This is a genomic window from Flammeovirga pacifica (genome assembly GCF_000807855.2).
Classification (GTDB): Bacteria; Bacteroidota; Bacteroidia; order Cytophagales; family Flammeovirgaceae; genus Flammeovirga; species Flammeovirga pacifica.
The window spans coordinates 2990309-3012210 of sequence record NZ_JRYR02000001.1; the positions used below are offsets into that span (position 1 = coordinate 2990309).

A 21902-nucleotide genomic window follows, 5' to 3' on the forward strand; every position below is an offset into this window, starting at 1 on the left:
ATGAAAATTTCAGGTTTTAGTTTTATCAAAAACGCAATTAAGTACGATTACCCAGTTGTAGAAGCAATTACATCAATTTTACCACTTTGTGACGAATTTGTTGTTGCTGTTGGAAACTGTGATGACGGTACAAGAGAACTTATAGAAAATATCGATCCTAAAATCAGAATTATTGATACAATTTGGGACGAAACTTTAAAAACTGGTGGTAGTGTTTTAGCCGACGAAACCAATAAAGCATTTAAAGAGATTGCTAAAGATTCTAATTGGTGTTTCTACATTCAAGGAGATGAAGCATTACACGAGGATTATATTCCTACAGTAAAACAAGCAATGCTTAAATACAAAGACGACAATCAAGTCGACGGATTACTATTCAATTATAAACACTTCTATGGATCTTATGATTATGTTGGTGCCTCAACTAAATGGTATAGACATGAAATAAGGGTGATTAAAAATAATCCTGAGATTTATTCTTATAGAGATGCTCAAGGCTTTAGAAAAGGTGATAATCAGAAGTTAAAAGTTAAAGCTGTAGATGCATTTATTTATCATTATGGATGGGTACGTCCTCCTGAAAAAATGATGGCAAAACAAAGTAGTTTTAGTACTTTATATAATAACGGTACTCCTACTATTGAAGGTGCAAAATTTGACTATTCAGAAATTGATTCCTTAAGTCTTTTTGAAGGGACACATCCAAAAGTAATACATTCGAGAATAGCTGGAAAAAACTGGAGCTTTGACCAAGATATTAGTATTACAAACTATTCATTTAAAGAAAAGGTGAAACAATTTGTAATGAAATTAACTGGCGGATATATTATTGGAGAATACAAAAACTATATCAAAATTTAATTATTATTTGATATCTAAATTCTTCTTTAATACTAACAAACAAAAGTATATCTTTGCATCGTGAAAGAAAATCTAGTAATAACACCAACCTATAATGAAATCGAGAACATTGAACTGATCATAAGAGCAGTAATGAATCTCGATACTCCTTTTGACATGCTAATTGTCGATGATGGATCTCCTGATGGTACAGGATCCAAAGTTAAGGAGTTGATGCAAGAATTTGAAGGCCGTCTATTTTTAGAAGAAAGAACTGAAAAAAATGGTTTAGGCACTGCATATATTCATGGCTTTAAATGGGCTTTAGAAAGAGAATATCAATATGTCTATGAGATGGATGCTGATTTCTCTCACAACCCTAACGATCTACCCAAATTATATAGTGCATGTAAAGAAGACGGGTATGACATGGCTGTAGGATCAAGATATAAATCTGGTGTGAATGTAGTGAATTGGCCAATGGGAAGAGTATTGATGTCTTATTTTGCCAGTAAGTATGTTCAGTTTATTACAGGTTTACCTATTAACGATACTACTGCAGGTTTTAAATGCTATACCAACAGAGTCTTACAAACATTGCTCAATAACGATAAAATTCACTTTGTAGGTTATGCTTTCCAAATTGAAATGAAATTCAAAACTTGGAAATACGGTTATAAAATTCAAGAAGTTCCTATCATCTTTACAGACAGAACAAGAGGAGAATCAAAAATGTCAACTAAAATTTTTAAAGAGGCATTCTTTGGGGTTATCTTCTTAAAAGTAAGAAGCTACTTTAGAAAATTTCATAAATAATGACAAAAAACTATGACTATGTCATTGTAGGATCAGGGCTTTTTGGTGCTGTTTTCGCCTACAAGATGAAACAAGCAGGACTAAAATGTTTAGTAATAGACAAAAGAGAACACCTTGGAGGCAATATATATTGTGAGAATGTAGAAGGAATTAATGTTCATAAATATGGCCCTCATATTTTTCATACCAATAGTAAAGAAATATGGGGTTTTGTGAATCAGTTTGTTGAATTCAATCATTTTAGATACTCCCCACTAGCAAACTACAAAGGTACATTATACAACTTGCCTTTCAATATGCACACTTTCTACCAATTTTGGGGAACACAAACTCCAGAAGAAGCAAAGCAAAAAATTGAAGAACAAAAAGCTAAATTAAACATCAAGAAGCCTCAGAATTTAGAAGAACAAGCTATTTCTTTAGTAGGAAATGATGTTTATGAACGCTTAATCAAAGGATATACCGAAAAACAATGGGGAAGAAATGCAAAAGATCTTCCATCATTTATTATTAAAAGATTACCCGTAAGATATACTTACGACAACAATTACTTTAACGATAAATATCAAGGGATTCCAATTGGTGGATATAATAAATTAATTGATGGTTTATTAGAAGATATCGATGTTCTATTGAAGACGGATTACTTCGAGAACAAATCATCTTTTGATGAAATGGGTACTAAAGTAGTCTATACTGGTAAGATTGATGAGTTCTTCGATTATCAATTGGGCTATTTAAACTACAGAAGCCTACGCTTTGAATCTGAAACTTTAGACAAAACAAACCATCAAGGTATAGCAGCAATTAACTATACTGAAAGAGAAATTCCATACACTCGTATTATTGAGCACAAGCATTTTGAGTATGGTACTCAAGATAAAACGGTAGTAACTAAGGAATATCCACAAGAGTGGGATAAAGACAAAGAGCCTTATTACCCTGTTAACGACGAAACAAATTCTTCATTATACAACCGCTACAAAAAACTAGCAGAAGCTGAAAAAAATGTGATTTTTGGTGGCCGTCTGGCCGAATATAAATATTACGATATGCATCAAGTGATTGCCTCTGCATTAAAACGAGCTGAAAAAGAATTAGGTCTATGATTTTTGTAATCCATCATAAAGAATATCCTTACGTAGTAAATAGTTTATTTCAACCTATTCAAGTAGGTGCTGAGAATGCTACAGTTAATCTGCCATTTCTAAAAGATAATACTGGTGATCATATTTCGGAGAAGAATCCATACTATGCAGAATTAACTGCCTTGTATTGGATATGGAAAAATTTTGATTTTAGTACATCAGATTTTGTTGGCTTATCTCATTATAGACGTTTTTTTGATTTTAGTTATAAAAAGATTTTTACTAAAAAGTCTCGAAAAATTGAAGAAGCTGATTTCGTAAAAAAACTATGTAAAGAGAAATACAATAAACGTATAAAATCTGCCTTAAAGGATAATGATATATTAATTTCAAGGCATGAAAAATGGCTCGATTTCTCTATAAAACAACAATACTTAGATTGGCACATTCAAAGTGACTGGGAAGCTCTAGAAAATACTGTTCTTGATCTATATCCGGAGTATAAATCATCGATTTCTAAATATTGGAATACGCACCCATGTTACGTTCATTTATACAATATGTTCGTAATGAAAGTAGACGATTTTAAAATCTATGTAGAATGGCTTTTCTCTATATTATTTGAACTAGAGACACGAATTGATGTAACCGACGAGAACTATAAAAGTGACCCTTATCAAACTAGAGTTTTTGGTTTTATGGCAGAACGTTTACTAAACTTATACATCAATCATAATAACTTTAATAAAAAGGAGTATCAGAATGTACTTCTTAATGATCCTAAGTAGTGAAAAAAATTAATTTTACTCTTCCGTTCCCTCCTGATCATCCAGGTGGAGGTACCAAAATGGTATTCGAAAATGCTAATTATTTAGCCAAAAAAGGATATGATGTAGCCATCTACAGTAATTCTCTAACCAAAGGAATGCATAAAGGGAATAAGTGGGTAAAATATTTTAAAAATAGGTTATCAAAAAAATACATTCCGAAGTGGTTTGATTTAGATAAGAGTATTCAACACTTTACAGTACCTGAATTTAAAGATCGTTTTATTCGTGATGCTGATGTAATTATCTCAACATGGCATCAAACAGCCATAGATTGTAGTAAGCTATCTGATAAAAAGGGTAAAAAGATTAACTACGTTCAAGATTATGAAATATGGGATAACCGCGAAGAAACAGTACATCAATCCTATCAATTAAATAATGTCGAGTTCGTAGTTATCTCAAAATATTTAGAAAAAATACTAACTAAATTCTCTAGTAATGTACACTTTATTCCATATGGAATTGATACGTTTAATTTTCAAATCAAAACACCAATAAACGAAAGAAATCCTTATAGTATTTCTATGTTATATTCTGAGGAAGCAAGAAAAAATGTTCATGTAGCCATTGAAGCACTTAAAATATTAAAAAAAGAATTTCCTCAGTTAGAAGCACATTTTTTTGGTGTAAAAGAACGATCTGAAAAAATACCACAAGATTGGATCAATTATTACCAACAACCTAAAAGTGTTTCTGATATTTATAATAATTCAGCCATCTTTCTTCAAGCTTCCTACCAGGAAGGGTTATCTTTAAACCCAATGGAAGCAAAGGCATCAGGTTGTGCTAGTATTTATACCAATATTGATGGGCACATTGATCATTCAAAAGATAATGAAAATTGTCTTTTGGTTCCGATTAATGATGTTCAAGCATTTGTAAATAAAATAAGACTATTAATAAATGACCAAGCGCTAAGAATCAACATTGCTCAGAAAGGTCATGATCATATAGTTTCTAATTATTCTTGGGAAAAATCAATCAATAAATTAGAAACCCTTTTCTAGTTTCATATAAATTTAACACTGATATAATGGCAAATAATTGTGTAGTTGTTATTCCTGTTTATAAGGAGACACTTACAGATTACGAAAAAATTTCTTTACAACAGGGATTGAAAGTATTACATCAAAGAGATATAATATTTATTGCTCCTGTTGGGCTTGATTTGTCGTATTATCAATCTTTATCAGAAACTCCAATAGGTACCCAATTCTTTGATAAAGACTACTTCAAGGATATCAAAGGCTATAACCGTCTGATGGTTTCTAAGGAGTTTTATAGTGCTTTTGATACTTATAAATTCATGCTTATTTATCAAACAGACTGCTTTATTTTTAGAGATGAACTAGACGATTGGTGTCGACGAAATTACTCTTACGTTGGTGCTCCTTGGCCAGAAAATGATGGTTCTGGGAATGTATGGTTTAAATATGTAGGTAATGGTGGTTTTTCTTTAAGAAAGATATCAGATCATCTTAAAGTATTAGAGGATACAGCGTCAGTAACTAAAACACTCTTTTCTTTTAATGGTTCTCGTTTTTCAAGTTGGTATGCATTATTTCGTTTACGTAAGAATGATTGGTCAGTTTATAAAGAAAGTGATAAAAATGAAGATATGTTTTTTGGTAAAAATTCAACTAAATCTTTCAACTATTTCACTACCCCACCGGCAGATGAAGCCTTAGATTTTGGTATGGAATTAAGAGCAAAAGAAGTTTTTAAATACCATAATGAAAGACTTCCAATGGGTATTCATGCTTGGTGGAAAGACGATTTCGATTTATGGAAACCATTTATTGAAAAAGAAGGATATACGCTTTAGTCGATAAGAAGATCTTTATATAACTTAAAATAAGTCATCGCATTTTTTTCCCAATTAAATTGAGAAGCATACTCCTTTAATGTTTCTTCATTTTCGTTCTGATTCAAATAGTGTTGTGCCACTTTATTTTTAACTACTTCTGCCATTTTCTTAGGATCAAAGTCTTCCCAGTAAGCAGCACTTTCTCCTCCTACTTCTGGCAAACTAGTTAAATTAGAACACACAACAGGTTTCCCACAATACATTGCTTCAATAATAGGTAACCCGAATCCTTCATATAAAGAAGGAAATAAAAAGGCATTACACTCATTATATAAGTAGTTTTTTTCCTCTGTTGTTACCTCTCCTATCATTTTCACTCTATCCGTCAATTGATGTTCTTCTATCAAATCAGAAATCTGCTGTACATAATCTTCTTTTGACGGAGAACCAGCAATGTATAAATGATACTCTTCATCTGTATATTTCATCATTTCCACAAGTATGTGAAAATTTTTCTTGGGCATCACTGTTCCAATTGTAAAAAAGAACTTATTCGTTGAGGTAATAGAAGCTGGTTTTGACGTTGGTTGATTGTAAGGAGATTCTACACCATTGGAAACTACTTTAATATTCAGTCCTTCAGGTACCTTCAAGTATTGCTTTACAATATCTTTCGTAAACTGAGAAATTGTAGTGATAAGAGTAGCATTATTTACATGTTTTTGAAGCTTTTGTAGTTTCTTTTTCCACACTTCTTCTTTTTCTTCAAAAACATAATTCAAATCATGAATCGTAAGTATATTCTTCTTCCCTTTTGACACATAATATTTTGTCATTTGATTTGTTATATGAACTAAATCAACATCACTATCAAAAGGAATAATATTCTTCTTTTTAAGTATTGATAATTTTTGAATAGAATAATTACGAGTATCTAAATGGGATACTGATTGAGTATCTGATACTAAAACCTCCCAGTTAAATTGATCTTGTTCTATCGTAAATAATGCATTCCCAAAATTAATAGACACATTACCAAGACCACAATAAGGTATTTTTAGCTTATCTAAATCAATAAGTATCTTTTGCTTCATATTATAATTCTAACAAATCCTTATACAACTGATGATATTCTTCTGCATTTTTCTCCCAAGTAAATTGAGAAGCATACTCAAATATTTCTTTTTCTTTATTCTCTTTATCCTTATTAAAATCCTCCAAACCTTCTTTTAATACTTTTGCCATATATTTTGGATCAAAAGTCTCCCAATAATAGACATGGTTTTTCCCTATCTCGGGTAATGACGTTTTATTAGAAGAAAAAGTAGGTTTTTTAGCATACATCGACTCTATTATCGGTAAACCAAAACCTTCTAACAAGGATGGAAATAAAAATGCCTCGCAATTTTTAAACAAATATGACTTTTCTTCATCTTTAATTGGACCCAAAAGGATAATTTTATTTTCTAATCCTTTCTCCACAATTAAATCCAATATCTGTTGTACATATTTGGGTTTTTCTAAATTACCTGCGATATAAAGCTTATGATTTGATGTCACATGTTCCATCATTTCCACAAGAGTATGGAAATTTTTCTTAGGCATAATTGTACCTATAGTAAAAAAGAAAGGGGATTCATCAACCATATCTGGTCGAATAGAACTATCTAATATTGGAGATTTAACTCCATTATAGATTACTTTGACAGGCTTTTCTTTAGGTATTGATATATTCTGAAGCACAACATTTTTAGTGAATTCAGATATTACAGTAACAACATCAGATCGATCTACTGCCTCTTGAATTTTTTTTAATGTTTTTTGAGAATGACTTTCTCCTTTTTCATTCAAAAAATTCAAATCATGTATAGTGTAAATATTCTTCTTTGCATTTACTGCTTTATAATTTGTCACCTGATGGGTTAGATGAAACAAATCAATATCTGAATCAATGGATTTTACACCATTTTTGGTCATGAAATCATGATACCTAAATAAAATATCTCTACTATTACCAATGTATTTCTTTCTATCTTTTGACGATAATAAAAACTCCCACTGAATTGCTTCGTCTTGAATTTTAGCCAATTGATTAGAAAAATTAATACTCACTTGACCCAATCCACAATTAGGATATTTCAATCGTTCAAAATCTACTAATACCTTTTTCTTGTTTGAGTAATACTTGTTTTTATAATTTAATTCAAACAGTTTGAAATATTTAAAAAACACATCAATTCCTATATAAGAAGATATTAGTAAACCTCTCCAACCAAACTTAAAACCACTTTTCAGAAAATAACTTCTAAAAAAAGCAAAGATTGATTTAATGATAATCATAAATGGACTAACCTTCTTCTCACCACAGTTTTGCTTTGCATACAACCCTGTATACAATTGCATTTTAGTGATGATCTCATCTATTGAGGTATAAGACTCATGAAGTAAGTTTCCTTTAAGATTAACTTTCTTAAGATGATCAGTTTCCACAGTTTCATGTACTTCGGCATTAGTAAACTGTGTTGATTTTCTATTGAATAATCTAGTAACAAATTCATTTCCCCAATCTGTACCGGAAATTACTTTACCTAAATATTCATTAGATCGGTGCATCAGACCAACATTGTCTAACTTAGTAAGGTCAAAACTCTTAATTTCATTTAGTAATTGCTCATCGGGTACCTCGTCAGAATCAATAGAAAACACCCAATCATTTGTTGCATGTGAAGCAGCTAAGTTCTTTAATGGACCAAAACCAATAAATTCAGAATGATAAACTTTCACATTGTCATACATTGCTGCAATGTCTAAAGATTTATCAGTTGAACCATTATCAAGAATGACTACTTCTTCAAAGTTTTCAAGAGAGTTAAGCGTAGTGATTAAAGAATTTTCAGCATTCTTTAAAATCATTATCGCCGATATATTTTTAATTTTCTGCTCCATCTATTGCGTATATTCCTGCATTTCCTGAAGTTTCTTATAAATGCCGTTCTCTTTACTCATTAAATCAACATGAGTACCTTGTTCAACAACCTCTCCTTCTTTAATTACTAAAATTTTATCTGCTTCTTGAATTGTAGATAAACGATGGGCAATCACAAGAACAGTTCTTCCTTTCATTAAATGTTGAATGGCATCTTGAACTAATTTTTCTGATTCTGTATCCAAAGCAGAAGTCGCTTCATCTAAAATTAAAATTTCAGGATTCTTTAAAATGGCACGAGCAATACTTAACCTTTGCCTTTGACCTCCAGATAATTTAGATCCTCTATCTCCAATTACAGTTTCATACCCATCATCAGTTTTTTCAATGAACTCGTGGGCATTTGCAATTTTTGCTGCTTTTTTAACTTCTTCTAAAGTAGTTTTAGCACCAAAAGCTATATTGTTATAGATCGTATCATTAAATAGAATAGATTCTTGAGTAACAATACCCATATGTTCTCTTAAACTATTTAAAGTATAATCTTTGATATCGTGACCATCAATTTTCACTGATCCCTGACGTGGATCATAAAAACGTGGAATCAAATCTGCAATAGTAGATTTACCTCCTCCAGAAGGACCTACTAATGCTAACATCTGTCCTTTTTTAAGGTTAAAATCTATGCCTTTTAAAACATCATTATCTTCATATGCAAAACGTACATCTTCGAAAGTGATACCTTCTTGGAAAGAATCTAAAGATTTTGCATTTTCTTTATCTTTTATTTTTGTGTCAGCATCTAATAATTCAAAGATTCTCTCTGTAGCTGCAATCCCTCTTTGAATACTACTAATATTCCCTGATATCGCTTTTACAGGATTTAATACTTGAGTAAAAAGTACTAAATATGCCATAAATTCTGCTGCTGATAAAGAAGGGTCTTCCGATAAAACTATTGTTCCTCCTAAGTATAAAAGAATACCTACAAATAATACCCCCATTGCTTCTGATAATGGTGAAGCCAATTCTCTTTTTGAGGCATATTTCGTAAATTCTTTAACATATCCTTGATTACTTTTTTCAAAAGATTTAGATACATATTTGTCTGCATTAAACCCTTTTACTACTCTCATACCTACAATAGTTTCATCAAGCACACCAAGTATATTACCTGTAATTTCTTGTAAGTTGTGAGAAACTGATCTTAGCTTTTTTGAAATTAATCCAATAGATATACCTGATAGAGGTAAAATCAAAAATACAAACATGGTCATTGTTGGAGATAGGTAAACCAATGTTCCAAAAAAGAAAATCAACATTACAGGATCTTTAATAAAAGTGACTATTGATCCAAAAGCAGCTTCAGATTCTCCAACATCTGTTGTTGATCGTGCTATGATATCACTTTTTCTATTGTTTGTAAGGTAGCCTATATCCAAGGTTAATACCTTATCAAAAATTGATGTTCTAAGATTGGCAATAGCGTTTCTTTTATAAGATTCCGCCATTCTTCTTTCAATATACCTGAATATATTAGTAGCAAAAGAGGCAATAATAGTAAAACCACAGATTAACATTAAAGCACTTAGTTTACCATGTTCGATCATTAAAATACCAAACTCTTGGTACATATAATCTTTTATAAAAGTAATATCAAATTGAAATTGATCTAATGTAAGGCGAGTTTCAGGTATTTGGAATGAGGTATCACTATTGAATAATACATCTAAAAGAGGAATCATCATTGTGAAATTCAGAAGACTGAATACACTCATTAACAGGGTTACTCCAATGTATGGAAAAAAGAAACCAGTGAAGTTACCGGTAATCTTAACTAATCTTTGATATACTTTCATATTGCTCTTAGAGCTTTTTATTTAAAACTTTTACAAAGGTAATGATTGAATTGATAACCCTTGCATCAAAATTTATAATAACATTATAATTATTTAATGAATATACCCCTTCAAATTACCTGATAAAGACAATTGAAAAACACTTGTATACAACTTCAATATTTTTTGTATTTTTGATTGTAGCATTTTTTAATAAAGTATGAAACAAAGAATTGCCCTTATAATTGGCGGTACAGGTCTTATTGGTACTTCGCTTATTAATGAATTAATTGAATCTGACCAATACCGTAAGATCATCTCTATTGCCAGAAGACCACTTGGCCAGCCACATATTAAAGTTTCTGAGGTGATTACCAACCTTGATAATATTTCTAATCTTGAAATAAAAGAAGACATTACCGATGCTTTTTGCTGTTTAGGTACTACAATGAAAAAAGCTGGTTCAAAAGAAGCATTCTATCAAGTTGATTACAATTTTGTTATTGCTTTTGCTGAATTATCTAAAAAGATACAGGTTTCATCTTTCAATGTAGTTACTGCAATGGGTAGTAATAAAAATTCAAAAGTATATTATAACAGAGTAAAAGGGGAGGTTCAAGAAGAAGTAATAAAACTAAATTTTGATGTACTAAACATCTATCAACCTTCGTTATTGATAGGAGATAGAGATGAAACTCGATTAGGAGAAGATTTAGGTAAAATATTAAACAAAGTTCTTCGACCTATAATTCCAAAAAAATATCAAGGTATTAATGGAAAAAAAGTAGCCAAAAGCATGATTAGAACTGCTTTATCCTCTACTAAAAAGGTAAATATTCTTACTTCAGATCAACTTCAGACAATTGGAGAATAGTTTTTGTACTCTCATCTAATACTTCGTATCAAACTTCTTTATTCTATTATCACTTGAGATAATTTTTTATGAACTATTACACTAAAAGTCTTCTACTATTATTCTTATTTCTCTTCGGATTTCATTTTTCTTCTTTTGCTCAGAAAAATGGAAATTTTGCTCCTTCAACAGACAAACATTGGGCCTTGACCTTTTTTGGAGGTTGGGGAAACTATTTTGGTGATTTAACACCTTCTCGATCTCCTTTTTCATCTCAATGGAATATGAAAGGTGGAAGTTTTGGTAGTGCTTTAGAAAAAAGATTATCACATAGATTTTCTGTAAGAGCTGAAGGTAGTTGGACAAGAATAAGTGGTGATGATGCACAAACAGCTTCTGTTGGTACTTTTGAATACAATAGAAACCTTCACTTTAGAAATGATATTTTTCAATTATCAGGATTAGTACAATTTGATATTCTACCTCATTCAGGTCACTTCTCCCAAAGAAGGTTAGTTACTCCTTATATTTTAACTGGAGCTACATTGATGTTTCATAATCCAGAAGGAATGACTACTGAACCTTATGGAAACACATGGGTACATTTAAGACCATTAGGTACAGAGGGGCAAGGAAAGGAAAATACGAGACCTAGATATAGTACAACTGCTTTGGCCATTCCTTTCGGTATAGGCGCCAACTTTAAGATTAACGAAAGATTAGACCTTGGTGTTGAATGGACGGCCAGATTTACTTCTACAGATTATTTAGATGATGTAAGTAGAGCTTATGTTGGAGATGCGCATTTTGGAAATAATAAAGTGGCCGCGGCAATGGCAGATCGCTCAAGAGAAAGTGTTGCAGTATTGACAGGTGAACCAAGACAAGTACCCGATCAAAGGTTTGGACCTGGAGATAAAAGAGGAAGTAATAGCTCTAATGATGGATTCAATACTGTTCATTTTAGATTAAGATATATTCTTTCTAAAAATAAAGCTCCAAAAGATCTTTCATGGTTACATAAAAGCAACGAAACATATGTTCCAATTACCTACAGATCCAACCAAAGAACAAATAACACAGCGTCTACTACTAATAATTCTACGTTTGCAAAGTATAAAGATCGATACAGTATTCAGAATTTAGCAATTAATACAGAAGGATCAGAAAAATCTCCTAACTTCTATTACGGGGGATTAATTTATACTACTGATAGAAATGATAGGAAACATTTCAATAAAAAAAATAGAAAGTCTTACTACAATCTTTATTATGCTCCTTTACACGATCTGTATAGAAATGAGCAAACAAGACCTGTAAATATTGACACTACTGTTCTAAACAAATTTCATCATCATTCTGCATTTCAAATTAACCAAGAGCAAGTGATTGCTACAATGTATTCTGCCGATTTACCGAATACAAAAGTGGCCCAACATAAATTATTCTTGATGGATATTTTAGGTGAAAATGTTTGGAAAGAAAATAAAGAACTTCCTTTTAACAATGAACATTATTCAATTTCTGAACCTAGTATAAGTAATGATGGTAAAGTACTTTACTTTGTATCAGATATGGATGGTGGTTATGGAGGAACCGATATTTATATCAGTTACCTTTTTAAAGGACAATGGACCTATCCTATTAATGCAGGACCAGTTATTAATTCTAAAGGTGATGAAGTAAGTCCTTTTATTCATAAAGACGGTACACTTTATTTTGCCTCTGATGGTCATAATGGTATGGGTGGTTTAGATCTTTATGAGTGTATAATGAAAGATGGACACCCATTTGATATAGCTAACTTAGGTGAACCAATCAATTCTAAGTATGATGACTACGGATTGATTTTAAACCCAGTAAAAAGAGTAGGATATTTCACTTCCAATAGAATTGGGGGTAAAGGTGGTAACGACATCTATCAATTAAATGTAAAAGAAATTAATGTTTCTAGGTTACTGACTGACGACCATAAAAACCTTTTTGTGGTTGAGGAAATGAAATTAAAAGGTAAAGTGATTTCTAAGGACACTAGATCTCCATTACCTAAAATCATGGTCAGTTTAAAGAATAAAGAAACCAATGCATTGGTTACAAAAAGGACTGATAATAATGGTAGCTTTGAATTTGATATTTCAAATGAATCTAATTATGAAATATTCCCATCTGCCTTTGGTTATAAACGTATGAAAGCAACTGATATCTCTACAGTGGGAATTTTTGGGGAAGAACATATCGAGAAAACATTAGTGATAGAACCTCTAGAAAAGAAGGTTAAACTATATGGTAAAGTTACCAATAAAGAAAGTGGCGAAGTTCTTAGAAATATAGAATTAGTATTTATCTCTCCTAACGAAGAAGAAAACATCTATATTAAATCTGATGGTGAAGGTAACTATAAGCTAGAGATCAATAAAAACAAACGTTACTACTTCTTTGTTGAAGAAGATGGCTTTGAGAAAAAGAATTATGCTATTCCTGATTTATCAAAGTTCAGAACTGTAAAGTCTATGAAGTATAATATAAAACTAGCTCCGAAAAGTAAATAAAAAAAGGTTGACTCATCGAATTATGAGTCAACCTTTTTTTCATTAACCTTTAAGTACTAAAAAACGATACATTAAAAACAATCGTTATTATGAAACATAAATAAATATAGACATTATAAAAAATAGATATTTTACTTAGTACTTATCTTCTCTATGAATCTTAATAATTCAATTTGAAATCTTTAATTTTTAAAATACTACCTACACCTCCACTTACTAAATCTGCTCCTTCAGCACTTGATGCAAAAACGATAATAATATGAGTAGGTCTAACATTTGTTTCAGAGTAATATCCTACCTCTGGTAATTCTTCTTTACTCGGTGATGGCTGCATGTAAGATTCAAAAGAATCACTTTGACCAAATACCAATGGAACAGTGATTTCAGTCCATTCACTCAGTTCATCTGAACTCCTAGGTAACCAAGCTGTTCCTAAACGATATCTCTTTCCATCTTCCCTCACCTGTAATAGAACATAAACATCTTTTTGATCCATGATAGTCTGCCCATCTTTTTGATAAGATTGTGGTAAATACTGTATTGATACCGAAAAACTCACTGGTTTACTCGTAAATGGATAGCCAAAATCAATTTGTACATCTGTGAAACCACTTCCCTGAATATTTCCAACAAATAGTGATCCTGCTGCAAGAATACCTTTAATCGGTTCTTTAGTCTCTAATTTAGCATATTCAGCATTTTCTGCACTTGGTAAAGGAATTAACGTTCTTGGGTAAGTTGGAATATTTACCTCTGCAGCTCCTTTATCACCTGATCGCCAAGGAGACGATTCTAAACTATTTCCTGGTAAAAAATAGCTGCTATTACCACTCTCCTCCTCAAACCAAGTAGTAAAATCAGAAAATGGCACTTGGTTTTCGGCTTCTTTAATAGCCACTTTCCAAACTGTTTGTTCACCATTCTCTGCGGTAACAACATAATTCACAGTATCTAAAAAATTTTGAGATTCTCCAACACCAGGCTTAATGGTAGCTAGATTAGATGTTACAATTTTAGTTGGGGCTAAACTTGTACGATCTACAATAGTATCTAAAGGAACCAAAATTAAACGATTCAAAGAATCAATCTCAGATGTTCCTGATTGTTGTTCCAACTCAAAAGTTACTATTTCACCATTAGAAGATAACCCAAAATAGTCCCAATCAATACAAGAGGTAAACACAATACTAAAAGTGATTACCATTAAATAGTTTATTTTTTTCATAAGTCTAGAAATAATAAGCCACAGCTAGTTTAATTTGAAGTAAGTTTACTTTAAAGTTTAGATCAAAATCGGTTCTATTTGATTCTTCAGTATAATTTTTAACTGATTGAGAATGATCCATTTCTAAACCTAAAAGACCAACAGATGCTTCAAAAGCAAAATTATCAACGATGAAAGCAGCTAAACCTGGTTGAATTCCAATACCTAAAGTAATTCTATCTGTTTTCACTTTATCGATATCATCATTAGCTTCTGTTTGTTTTAAACCTGTTCCGAACCCAACTTGTAATGATGTTTGGTTGAATATGCTAAACCTCCTATTTTTTGATAAAGGAATATAATTTCGAATAAAAGGTGCAATGTAAAAACCTTGACTTACAGACTTTAAATGTGTCCTTACATTATTAGAGGTATATATTTCATTTTTTTGTCTACGGTCGTATGAAAATTCTACACCCACCATAAAAAAGTCTCGAATAAAATATCCCCCTTGGGTACCTATTTCAAAACTCCCATTATCCTGTGCATGTAACTGTCTAATAAATTGATCTTCTTCTGAAGCATTACTAGATGATACTTGTACAGTTAATGAAGTATACCATTGTCCTTTTTGTTCATTACTATTAAAATCTAGTAACCTTGGGTCTGGACCTGAATTTTCTTGTGCGAATAAAAATCCTCCACACAGAAATAGCAAGATTGAAAAAATACTTTTTGTCATAAGAGATTGAAGAGTAAGTGTTATTTAATTGATTTTATCTATTAATAAAATAGATATCACCAATTAAGCAATTTCAGAGATATAATTAAAAATAGTAATAAAAACTATCTTCTTCTAGGGCGTTCCTGAGTATAAAGTGGTAATAATGGAATTCTATATAAAAGACGATAATGAAAATTTAATCTAGATCGATCATCTTTATTAAAATACCATCCTGGAATATCGTTTTTGGTAATTGCTGTTGCAGGAAAATCTTTTTTGATATTATAGGCAAAACCAAAATCAGCTGTTAAACCTTTCCACAAGGCTAATTTTAGACTAACTACAAATTCAAACCAATCAACATTTACATTTTTTTCTGATAAGCTTTTTAAAGTAGCACCCTCTCCCCAATAACCATTTCCAGTACTATAATAATCTGCCGATTGATCAAAAGTAGAGTTTGCATATTTTAAACCAATAGACAAGCCACTATCTACAGATGCTTTTCTCATCAAATTATATTCTAATCCAAAACGATAAAAACTTCCTGTAGATTGATAATTAAACACATTCGTTTCTACACTACTTCGTGTGCGATCCATGTATCCATATTCAGCTGTTACATACCATTGATTTCTAATCATGACATCACCATAAAAGGTGTAAGCAGTCATGTCTTTTTCTGATAATGAACTTACCAAAGGACGTAAATCTGTCCCAAATCGAATTCCTGACACGACGAAATAGCCAGATCCTTTTGGTTCTCCTTTTTTATTTAAAGGCCAAGGTTCTACCGCTGTTGTGTCTTGTTCAGCATCCAAAGAATCCGCCATTGTTTCACCTTGTTCTATATCATCGTCAAGTGTTTGAGCATCGACAACCAGACTACACAAAAAAAGTGATAACAAAAGACTGAAAATTATTTTATATCTAGTTATATAACTTAACATTAGGGAAATTCGGATTTGTGTTTACTGTTTTTCTATCCACGGACATTTTTTGAAAGATTGAATCTTTTGTGAAAATAAAATCGTCGCCCTCAATATTATTACTTACTAAAGTTACTGAACCTGTTCCATTTGTAAAAATACAACCTGTTTCATCATCACTTATAACCGTAGAATTATTAAAGCGTACCTTTAATTCCTGTGTTATTGTATTAGGATCTGAATCATCTTCTCCAATCCTAAATTCAAAAATTGTTTCCGTATTTGATTCTAATGGAAGATAAATAGTACTAAATTTATCAGCATCAGTATATATTGGATCAGCATCTTTACCTTTTACATGAATTGAGGTAAACTGAAGCTCTCTTGGATTATTTGTTTGAAGATCGTAGAAAGTAACAATTAAATTTCTACTAACAGTCTTAGTATTTGCATCACAAATATCAATTAAAAATTGAATATTTTCATTTGCTGTATCTGCAGACACAGTACTACTTATAACCACTACTGAATCAAAAAGAGCACCTGTCGCTCCAGAATATGAAGGCTGTCCAGCTGCATTTGGATCTCTAGAGACTCCTAATCCAGTAAATTGTTCAAAAGCACCACAATCAGGGCCATTGACTTTAACTGTAGTAGAATAATCTATATAAGTGGTATCTGTAAGACCTGAGGTAATAAAAGAAAAACCTGTCTGACGTTCCGTTACTTTTAAAGGCAATAAAATCTTACCATTTGACATGGGTGATAATTCAGCACCACCGATCCCATTAATTGACTCAAAATCAATATTAACAGCCGATGTAGGGTTATTTTTATCATAAAAAGCACCTAATGCATATGATGATGGATTAGAATAGGCATCACAATCTCTACAAGAAGGTGTCACTAAAAAAATAAATAGAGGTAGAAATGACCAAACGTACCTCCGCAAATTGTTTTTAAAGTTCATAGAACAAAGTTAATCGTCATTTTTCAATAAAAAAGCATTTATTGAGGTTAAGATCATGATTAATTTAAAAAGATAGAAACATTTAGACTGTCTCTATTATTCTTATGACACTTAAATACCTCTTTAAGCCACTTCATTTTTAATATACTCAAGAAAATAATTCGGGTAAACCCTTTGGAACTTTTTCTTTGAGCGATCTTTTAAATAAAAAAAAGAGCATCCTTAAGAATGCCCTTTTCACAACTTTCAAATTATATATTATGCGAGTATATTATTTCAATAATTCATAAATACCTGCAACACCTTGACCACCACCTACACAAGCAGTGACCATACCGTACTTCTGATTACGGCGTCGCATTTCGTTAAATAATTGAACTGAGAGTTTTGCACCTGTACAACCTAGTGGATGCCCTAATGCAATCGCTCCGCCGTTAACATTGATGATATTAGGATCAATATCAATATTTTTGATAACTGCTAAAGATTGAGCGGCAAATGCTTCATTCAATTCAACTTGATCGATATCAGACGCTTTTAAACCTGCTTGAGCCAATGCTCTTGGAATTGCTTCTACAGGTCCGATACCCATTATTCTAGGATCTACCCCTGCCGATGCATATGACACCATTCTGGCAATAGGCTCCAATTTTAATTCTTTTACTAAACGTTCAGACATCACCATAACAAAAGCGGCTCCGTCCGAAGTTTGTGAAGAATTACCAGCGGTTACTTGTCCTCCTTGCTTAAAAGCAGGCTTTAAACGACCTAAACCAGCTGCATCAGAAACTCGAGGTCCTTCATCTGTATCGACTACAAACTCTCTTGTTTTCTTACGATCACCTTCCAAATACGTTTCTTTAACAGTGATTGGAACAATCTCGTCTTTAAACTTTCCTTCTTTAATTGCAGACAATGCTTTTTCATGAGATTTCACTGCAAATTCATCCGCTTCGTCACGGTCAATTCCGTATTCTCTTGCTACCTCTTCTGCAGTTAAACCCATATTTAGGTAGTATTGAGGGGTCTCAGTAGCTATTTTATAATTTAAGCCTGTCTTGTATCCCATCATTGGAACCATAGACATAGACTCAGTACCACCTGCAATAATACAATCAGCCATACCTGCTCTAATTTTTGCAGCAGCCATTGAAATAGTTTCAACACCCGAACCACAATAACGGTTTACAGTTACACCCGGTACCTTTAAATTATCAGGAGCAAAAGCCAACAATGAAATCATTCTTGCCATTTGCATTCCTTGTTCTGCTTCTGGAATTGCACAACCAACAATAAGGTCGTCAATTCTTGTAGGATCCAAAGCCGGAACACTTTGGACTAGATGTTGGATAACATCTGCTGCTAAATCGTCAGGACGTGTGAATCGAAATCCCCCTTTTTTCGCCTTGCCGATCGCTGTTCTATAACCTGCTACGATATAAGCTTCCATTTTTCTCTAATTAATGATCTGTGGTTAATTTTTGATGATTAGTTTCTAAGTGGTTTACCTTTAAAGATGATACTTTGGATACGCTCCAATGTTTTCTTTTCTCCTGATAAACTTAAGAATGCCTCACGCTCTAAGTCCAATAAGTATTGTTCAGAAACGTAAGTTGGTGATGATAAATCGCCACCATTAATCACATAATTTAGCTTTCTAGCAATCTTTGCGTCATGCTCTGAAGCCCAATTTGCATACTCCATTCCGGCAATACCTGCCTCGAATAAAGCCATACCACCACGACCTTGAACTTTAATATCTCTACGCTGATTTTTCTCTGCGTATCCTAAAGCTGAAAGTTCTAAGACCCTCGTTTTAGCATCCGCAATCACACGTTTACGGTTTAAAGTTATTCTTGATGCCTCATTCATGAAGCCCATGTTTCGCATTTCTTCAGCAGAAGTAGCCACTTTTGCTGTTGCGATGTTCATAAATGCATCTTGTAAACGGTTGTACTCAGGATCTCCTGATTTTAATTGGTCTGAAACTCGAAGAGCCAACTCTTTAGTACCGCCACCTGCTGGAATTAAACCTACACCAACTTCTACTAGACCCATATAGGTTTCAGCATGTGCTTGAACTGCATCACAATGCATTGATAATTCACAACCACCACCTAAAGCTAATCCTGATGTTGCTGCCACTACCGGAACTGAAGAATATCGAGCACGCATCATTGTTTTCTGGAACTGAGCAATCATTAGATTGATTTCATCGTATTCCTGATCACATGCAAACATGAATAGCATTGCTAGATTTGCTCCTGCAGAGAAATTGGCAGATTCGTTACCAATTACAACGCCTTTATACCCTTTTTCTTCTGCAATAGAAATTGCCGTATTTACTCCTTCTAAGTTTTCTTGCCCTAAAGCATTCATCTTAGTGTGGAATTCAAGGTTCAATACGCCATCGCCAATATCAAATAATGTTGCTCCAGCATTACTCCAAACTACATTTTCTCCTCTCAATGTTTCTAACATTACAAGAGACTCTGTACCAGGAACAACTTTGTAAGATTTCGATGGAATATCATAATACCAGCTCTGACGACCTTCATTTTTATAGAAAGAAGTATGTCCTGCCTCAAGCATTTCGTACACCCAATCAGCTGGTTTTTCACCTGCTGCTTCCATCTTTTCAGCCGTTTCTTTTACTCCAAGTAAATCCCATGTTTCAAAAGGACCTAACTCCCAAGCAAAACCTGCTGCTACTGCTTCATCTATTCTAAATAATTCGTCAGCAATTTCTGGAATTCTGTTAGTACAGTATCTGAAGATATCGTAGAATGTTTTTCTATAAAAATCACCTGCTTTATCTTCAAAATTTAAAAGAACAGGAATACGTTCTCTTACATTTTCAAGATCTTTTACTGCTTCTAATGCTTTGAATTTAGCCTTTGATTTAGGGCCATACTCAAACGTTTCAAGGTTTAACTCAAGGATAACTTTTTTACCGTTATCATCTTTTGTCTTTTTGTAATAACCTTGTTTAGTTTTATCACCAAACCACTGACGATCGTTTAGTTCACTAACTATTTTAGGAAGTACAAATCGATCTTTTGATTCATCATTTGGTAAACCTGCAAAAAGGTTATTCGATACCTTAACGGTAGTATCTAGACCAACCACATCCATAGTTCTGAATGTTGCTGATTTTGCTCTACCGATAATTGGACCTGTAAGTTTATCTACTTCACCTACTTTTAAGCCCATGTCTTGAATTGTGTGCATTCCAGACATGATCGCATAAACACCAATACGGTTGGCAATAAATGCTGCTGTATCCTTACACAGTACTGTTTCTTTACCCAAGTGTACATCACCATAATTCATCAAGAAATCTACTACTTCTTGATCAGTTGATGGACCTGGAATAACTTCCAATAGTCTTAAATAACGGGGAGGGTTAAAGAAGTGTGTACCACAGAAGTTCTTGACAAAATCTTCACTTCTGCCTTCACACATAAATTTCATCGGAATACCCGATGTATTAGATGTGATAAGGGTGCCCGGCTTTCTATATTTTTCTACTTCCTCAAATACTTTTTTCTTAATATCTAAGTTTTCGACAACTACTTCAATAGTCCAATCGCACGAAGCAATTTTAGACATATCGTCTGTAAAGTTACCCGTAGAAATTAATTTTTCTACTCCTTTTTTGTATACAGGAGCCGGTTTAGATTTTAATGCTGTTTTTAGGGCATCGTTTACAATTTTGTTACGAAAAGCTTTACTTTCCATTGTAAGCCCTTTGGCTGCTTCAGCCTCTGATAATTCTCTAGGTACGATGTCTAAAAGCAAGACCTCGACACCTACATTCGCAAAGTGACATGCGATACGTGACCCCATAACACCGGAGCCAAGTACTGCTACTTTCCTGATAGTTCTTTTCTTCATCGGTTTACCGATTTGTGTTGTTTATTTATGGATATTCAAAATTGAATCGAGATAGATAGTTGCAGATTATTTGTTCAATTTGTCTTCAGTGATACCAAATTCTTTTAATCGATCACGAATTTCCTCAAACATCTGCCTTTTAGGGTCTTTAATTACATCATTGATTTGTTCCATCACATGAAAAAAAACGCCTAATTCATCGGGGGAAACTTTTTCTTCTACTCTTCTCTGAAAGACTTTCACCGTCTGTTTTGACATTTCCCTTTTGGCTTGTCCAAATTCCGTCAATTTGATAATCACTTTTCGTTTATCATGTTGATCAGGAATTCTAACAATCAAACCTTTTTCCTCAAAGCTTTTCAACATTCTAGTTAAACTCCTTGCCTCCATCCCCATTAAAGGAGCAATTTTAGTGGCAGGCGTACCATCAATAGGGTCTATATTTAATAGTACAAATCCAATTGAGTGGGAAATATCATACGGTTGACCTAAAAGATTGTACATCTTTGATATTCCTAACCATGTTGCTTTGATACTTAAGTCAATTGACTGCTTCTTTCTCTCAGATCTACGCAATCCCTCCATGCTTTCATTTTACTTTTGTGATGTATTATTTGGTGTGTGTGTTTTC

Annotated in this window: 18 protein-coding genes; 8 read left to right on the forward strand and 10 right to left on the reverse strand. The window is 32.6% G+C overall.

What is annotated here, in order from left to right:
- Genes NH26_RS11675 through NH26_RS11700 form a run of 6 tightly spaced genes read left to right on the forward strand, consistent with a single transcriptional unit; the run spans nt 1 to nt 5399 of the window.
- Nucleotides 1–861, forward strand: coding sequence for a glycosyltransferase family protein (locus NH26_RS11675; RefSeq protein ID WP_044224180.1), 861 nt, complete (start codon nt 1–3; stop codon nt 859–861).
- A 60-nt stretch (nt 862–921) separates the two neighbouring features.
- Nucleotides 922–1656 carry a polyprenol monophosphomannose synthase gene (locus tag NH26_RS11680; protein ID WP_044224178.1) on the forward strand — a complete coding sequence of 245 codons (735 nt, stop codon included), beginning with the start codon at nt 922–924 and terminating at the stop codon, nt 1654–1656.
- On the forward strand, nt 1656–2765 hold the full coding sequence (glf, locus tag NH26_RS11685; RefSeq protein WP_044224176.1) for a UDP-galactopyranose mutase: 1110 nt from the start codon (nt 1656–1658) through the stop codon (nt 2763–2765). The genes NH26_RS11680 and glf overlap by 1 nt, the downstream gene beginning before the upstream one ends.
- Nucleotides 2762–3532 (forward strand): DUF4422 domain-containing protein, encoded by a 771-nt coding sequence (locus NH26_RS11690; RefSeq protein WP_044224174.1) that lies wholly within the window; start codon nt 2762–2764, stop codon nt 3530–3532. Before glf ends, NH26_RS11690 begins: the two co-directional genes overlap by 4 nt.
- On the forward strand, nt 3532–4581 hold the full coding sequence (locus tag NH26_RS11695) for a glycosyltransferase family 4 protein (protein WP_044224173.1): 1050 nt from the start codon (nt 3532–3534) through the stop codon (nt 4579–4581). The genes NH26_RS11690 and NH26_RS11695 overlap by 1 nt, the downstream gene beginning before the upstream one ends.
- Before the next feature lie 26 nt (nt 4582–4607).
- On the forward strand, nt 4608–5399 hold the full coding sequence (locus NH26_RS11700) for a DUF5672 family protein (protein WP_044224170.1): 792 nt from the start codon (nt 4608–4610) through the stop codon (nt 5397–5399).
- On the opposite strand, the gene NH26_RS11705 is transcribed toward NH26_RS11700, so the two are convergent.
- The 3 genes from NH26_RS11705 to NH26_RS11715 are packed head-to-tail and all read right to left on the reverse strand — an operon-like array spanning nt 5396 to nt 10166.
- On the reverse strand, nt 5396–6475 hold the full coding sequence (locus tag NH26_RS11705) for a glycosyltransferase family 4 protein (RefSeq protein WP_044224168.1): 1080 nt from the start codon (nt 6473–6475) through the stop codon (nt 5396–5398). The genes NH26_RS11700 and NH26_RS11705 overlap by 4 nt on opposite strands.
- 1 nt (nt 6476) lies before the next feature.
- A complete protein-coding gene (locus tag NH26_RS25050) occupies nt 6477–8327 on the reverse strand; it encodes a glycosyltransferase (RefSeq protein WP_052432046.1) in 1851 nt (616 codons plus the stop codon).
- The gene (locus NH26_RS11715; RefSeq protein WP_044224166.1) at nt 8328–10166 is read right to left on the reverse strand and encodes an ABC transporter ATP-binding protein; all 1839 of its coding nucleotides are present in this window, start codon (nt 10164–10166) and stop codon (nt 8328–8330) included.
- Between the two features lie 199 nt (nt 10167–10365).
- On the opposite strand from NH26_RS11715, the gene NH26_RS11720 reads away from it, so the two are divergent.
- Both NH26_RS11720 and NH26_RS11725 read left to right on the forward strand, forming a co-directional pair.
- Nucleotides 10366–11019 carry a Rossmann-fold NAD(P)-binding domain-containing protein gene (locus NH26_RS11720; protein ID WP_044224164.1) on the forward strand — a complete coding sequence of 218 codons (654 nt, stop codon included), beginning with the start codon at nt 10366–10368 and terminating at the stop codon, nt 11017–11019.
- A 68-nt stretch (nt 11020–11087) separates the two neighbouring features.
- Nucleotides 11088–13547, forward strand: coding sequence for a DUF6089 family protein (locus tag NH26_RS11725; protein WP_044224163.1), 2460 nt, complete (start codon nt 11088–11090; stop codon nt 13545–13547).
- Nucleotides 13548–13707: 160 nt separating this feature from the next.
- On the opposite strand, the gene NH26_RS11730 is transcribed toward NH26_RS11725, so the two are convergent.
- From NH26_RS11730 to NH26_RS11760, 7 genes are all read right to left on the reverse strand, one after another.
- Entirely contained in the window at nt 13708–14772 is a 1065-nt protein-coding gene (locus NH26_RS11730; RefSeq protein ID WP_071397149.1) for a PCMD domain-containing protein, read from the reverse strand.
- Nucleotides 14773–14776: 4 nt separating this feature from the next.
- Nucleotides 14777–15493, reverse strand: coding sequence for an outer membrane beta-barrel protein (locus NH26_RS11735; protein WP_044224159.1), 717 nt, complete (start codon nt 15491–15493; stop codon nt 14777–14779).
- A 104-nt stretch (nt 15494–15597) separates the two neighbouring features.
- The gene (locus NH26_RS11740) at nt 15598–16425 is read right to left on the reverse strand and encodes a DUF6048 family protein (protein WP_044224157.1); all 828 of its coding nucleotides are present in this window, start codon (nt 16423–16425) and stop codon (nt 15598–15600) included.
- Nucleotides 16406–17374, reverse strand: coding sequence for a hypothetical protein (locus NH26_RS11745; RefSeq protein ID WP_139263026.1), 969 nt, complete (start codon nt 17372–17374; stop codon nt 16406–16408). The genes NH26_RS11740 and NH26_RS11745 overlap by 20 nt, the downstream gene beginning before the upstream one ends.
- Nucleotides 17375–17645: 271 nt before the next feature.
- Nucleotides 17646–18824: an acetyl-CoA C-acyltransferase gene (locus NH26_RS11750; RefSeq protein ID WP_044224153.1), complete on the reverse strand. Its 1179-nt coding sequence runs from the start codon at nt 18822–18824 to the stop codon at nt 17646–17648.
- Nucleotides 18825–18862: 38 nt separating this feature from the next.
- On the reverse strand, nt 18863–21271 hold the full coding sequence (locus NH26_RS11755; protein WP_044224150.1) for a 3-hydroxyacyl-CoA dehydrogenase/enoyl-CoA hydratase family protein: 2409 nt from the start codon (nt 21269–21271) through the stop codon (nt 18863–18865).
- A 66-nt stretch (nt 21272–21337) separates the two neighbouring features.
- On the reverse strand, nt 21338–21856 hold the full coding sequence (locus NH26_RS11760; RefSeq protein WP_044224148.1) for a MarR family winged helix-turn-helix transcriptional regulator: 519 nt from the start codon (nt 21854–21856) through the stop codon (nt 21338–21340).
- Between the last annotated feature and the right edge of the window lie 46 nt (nt 21857–21902).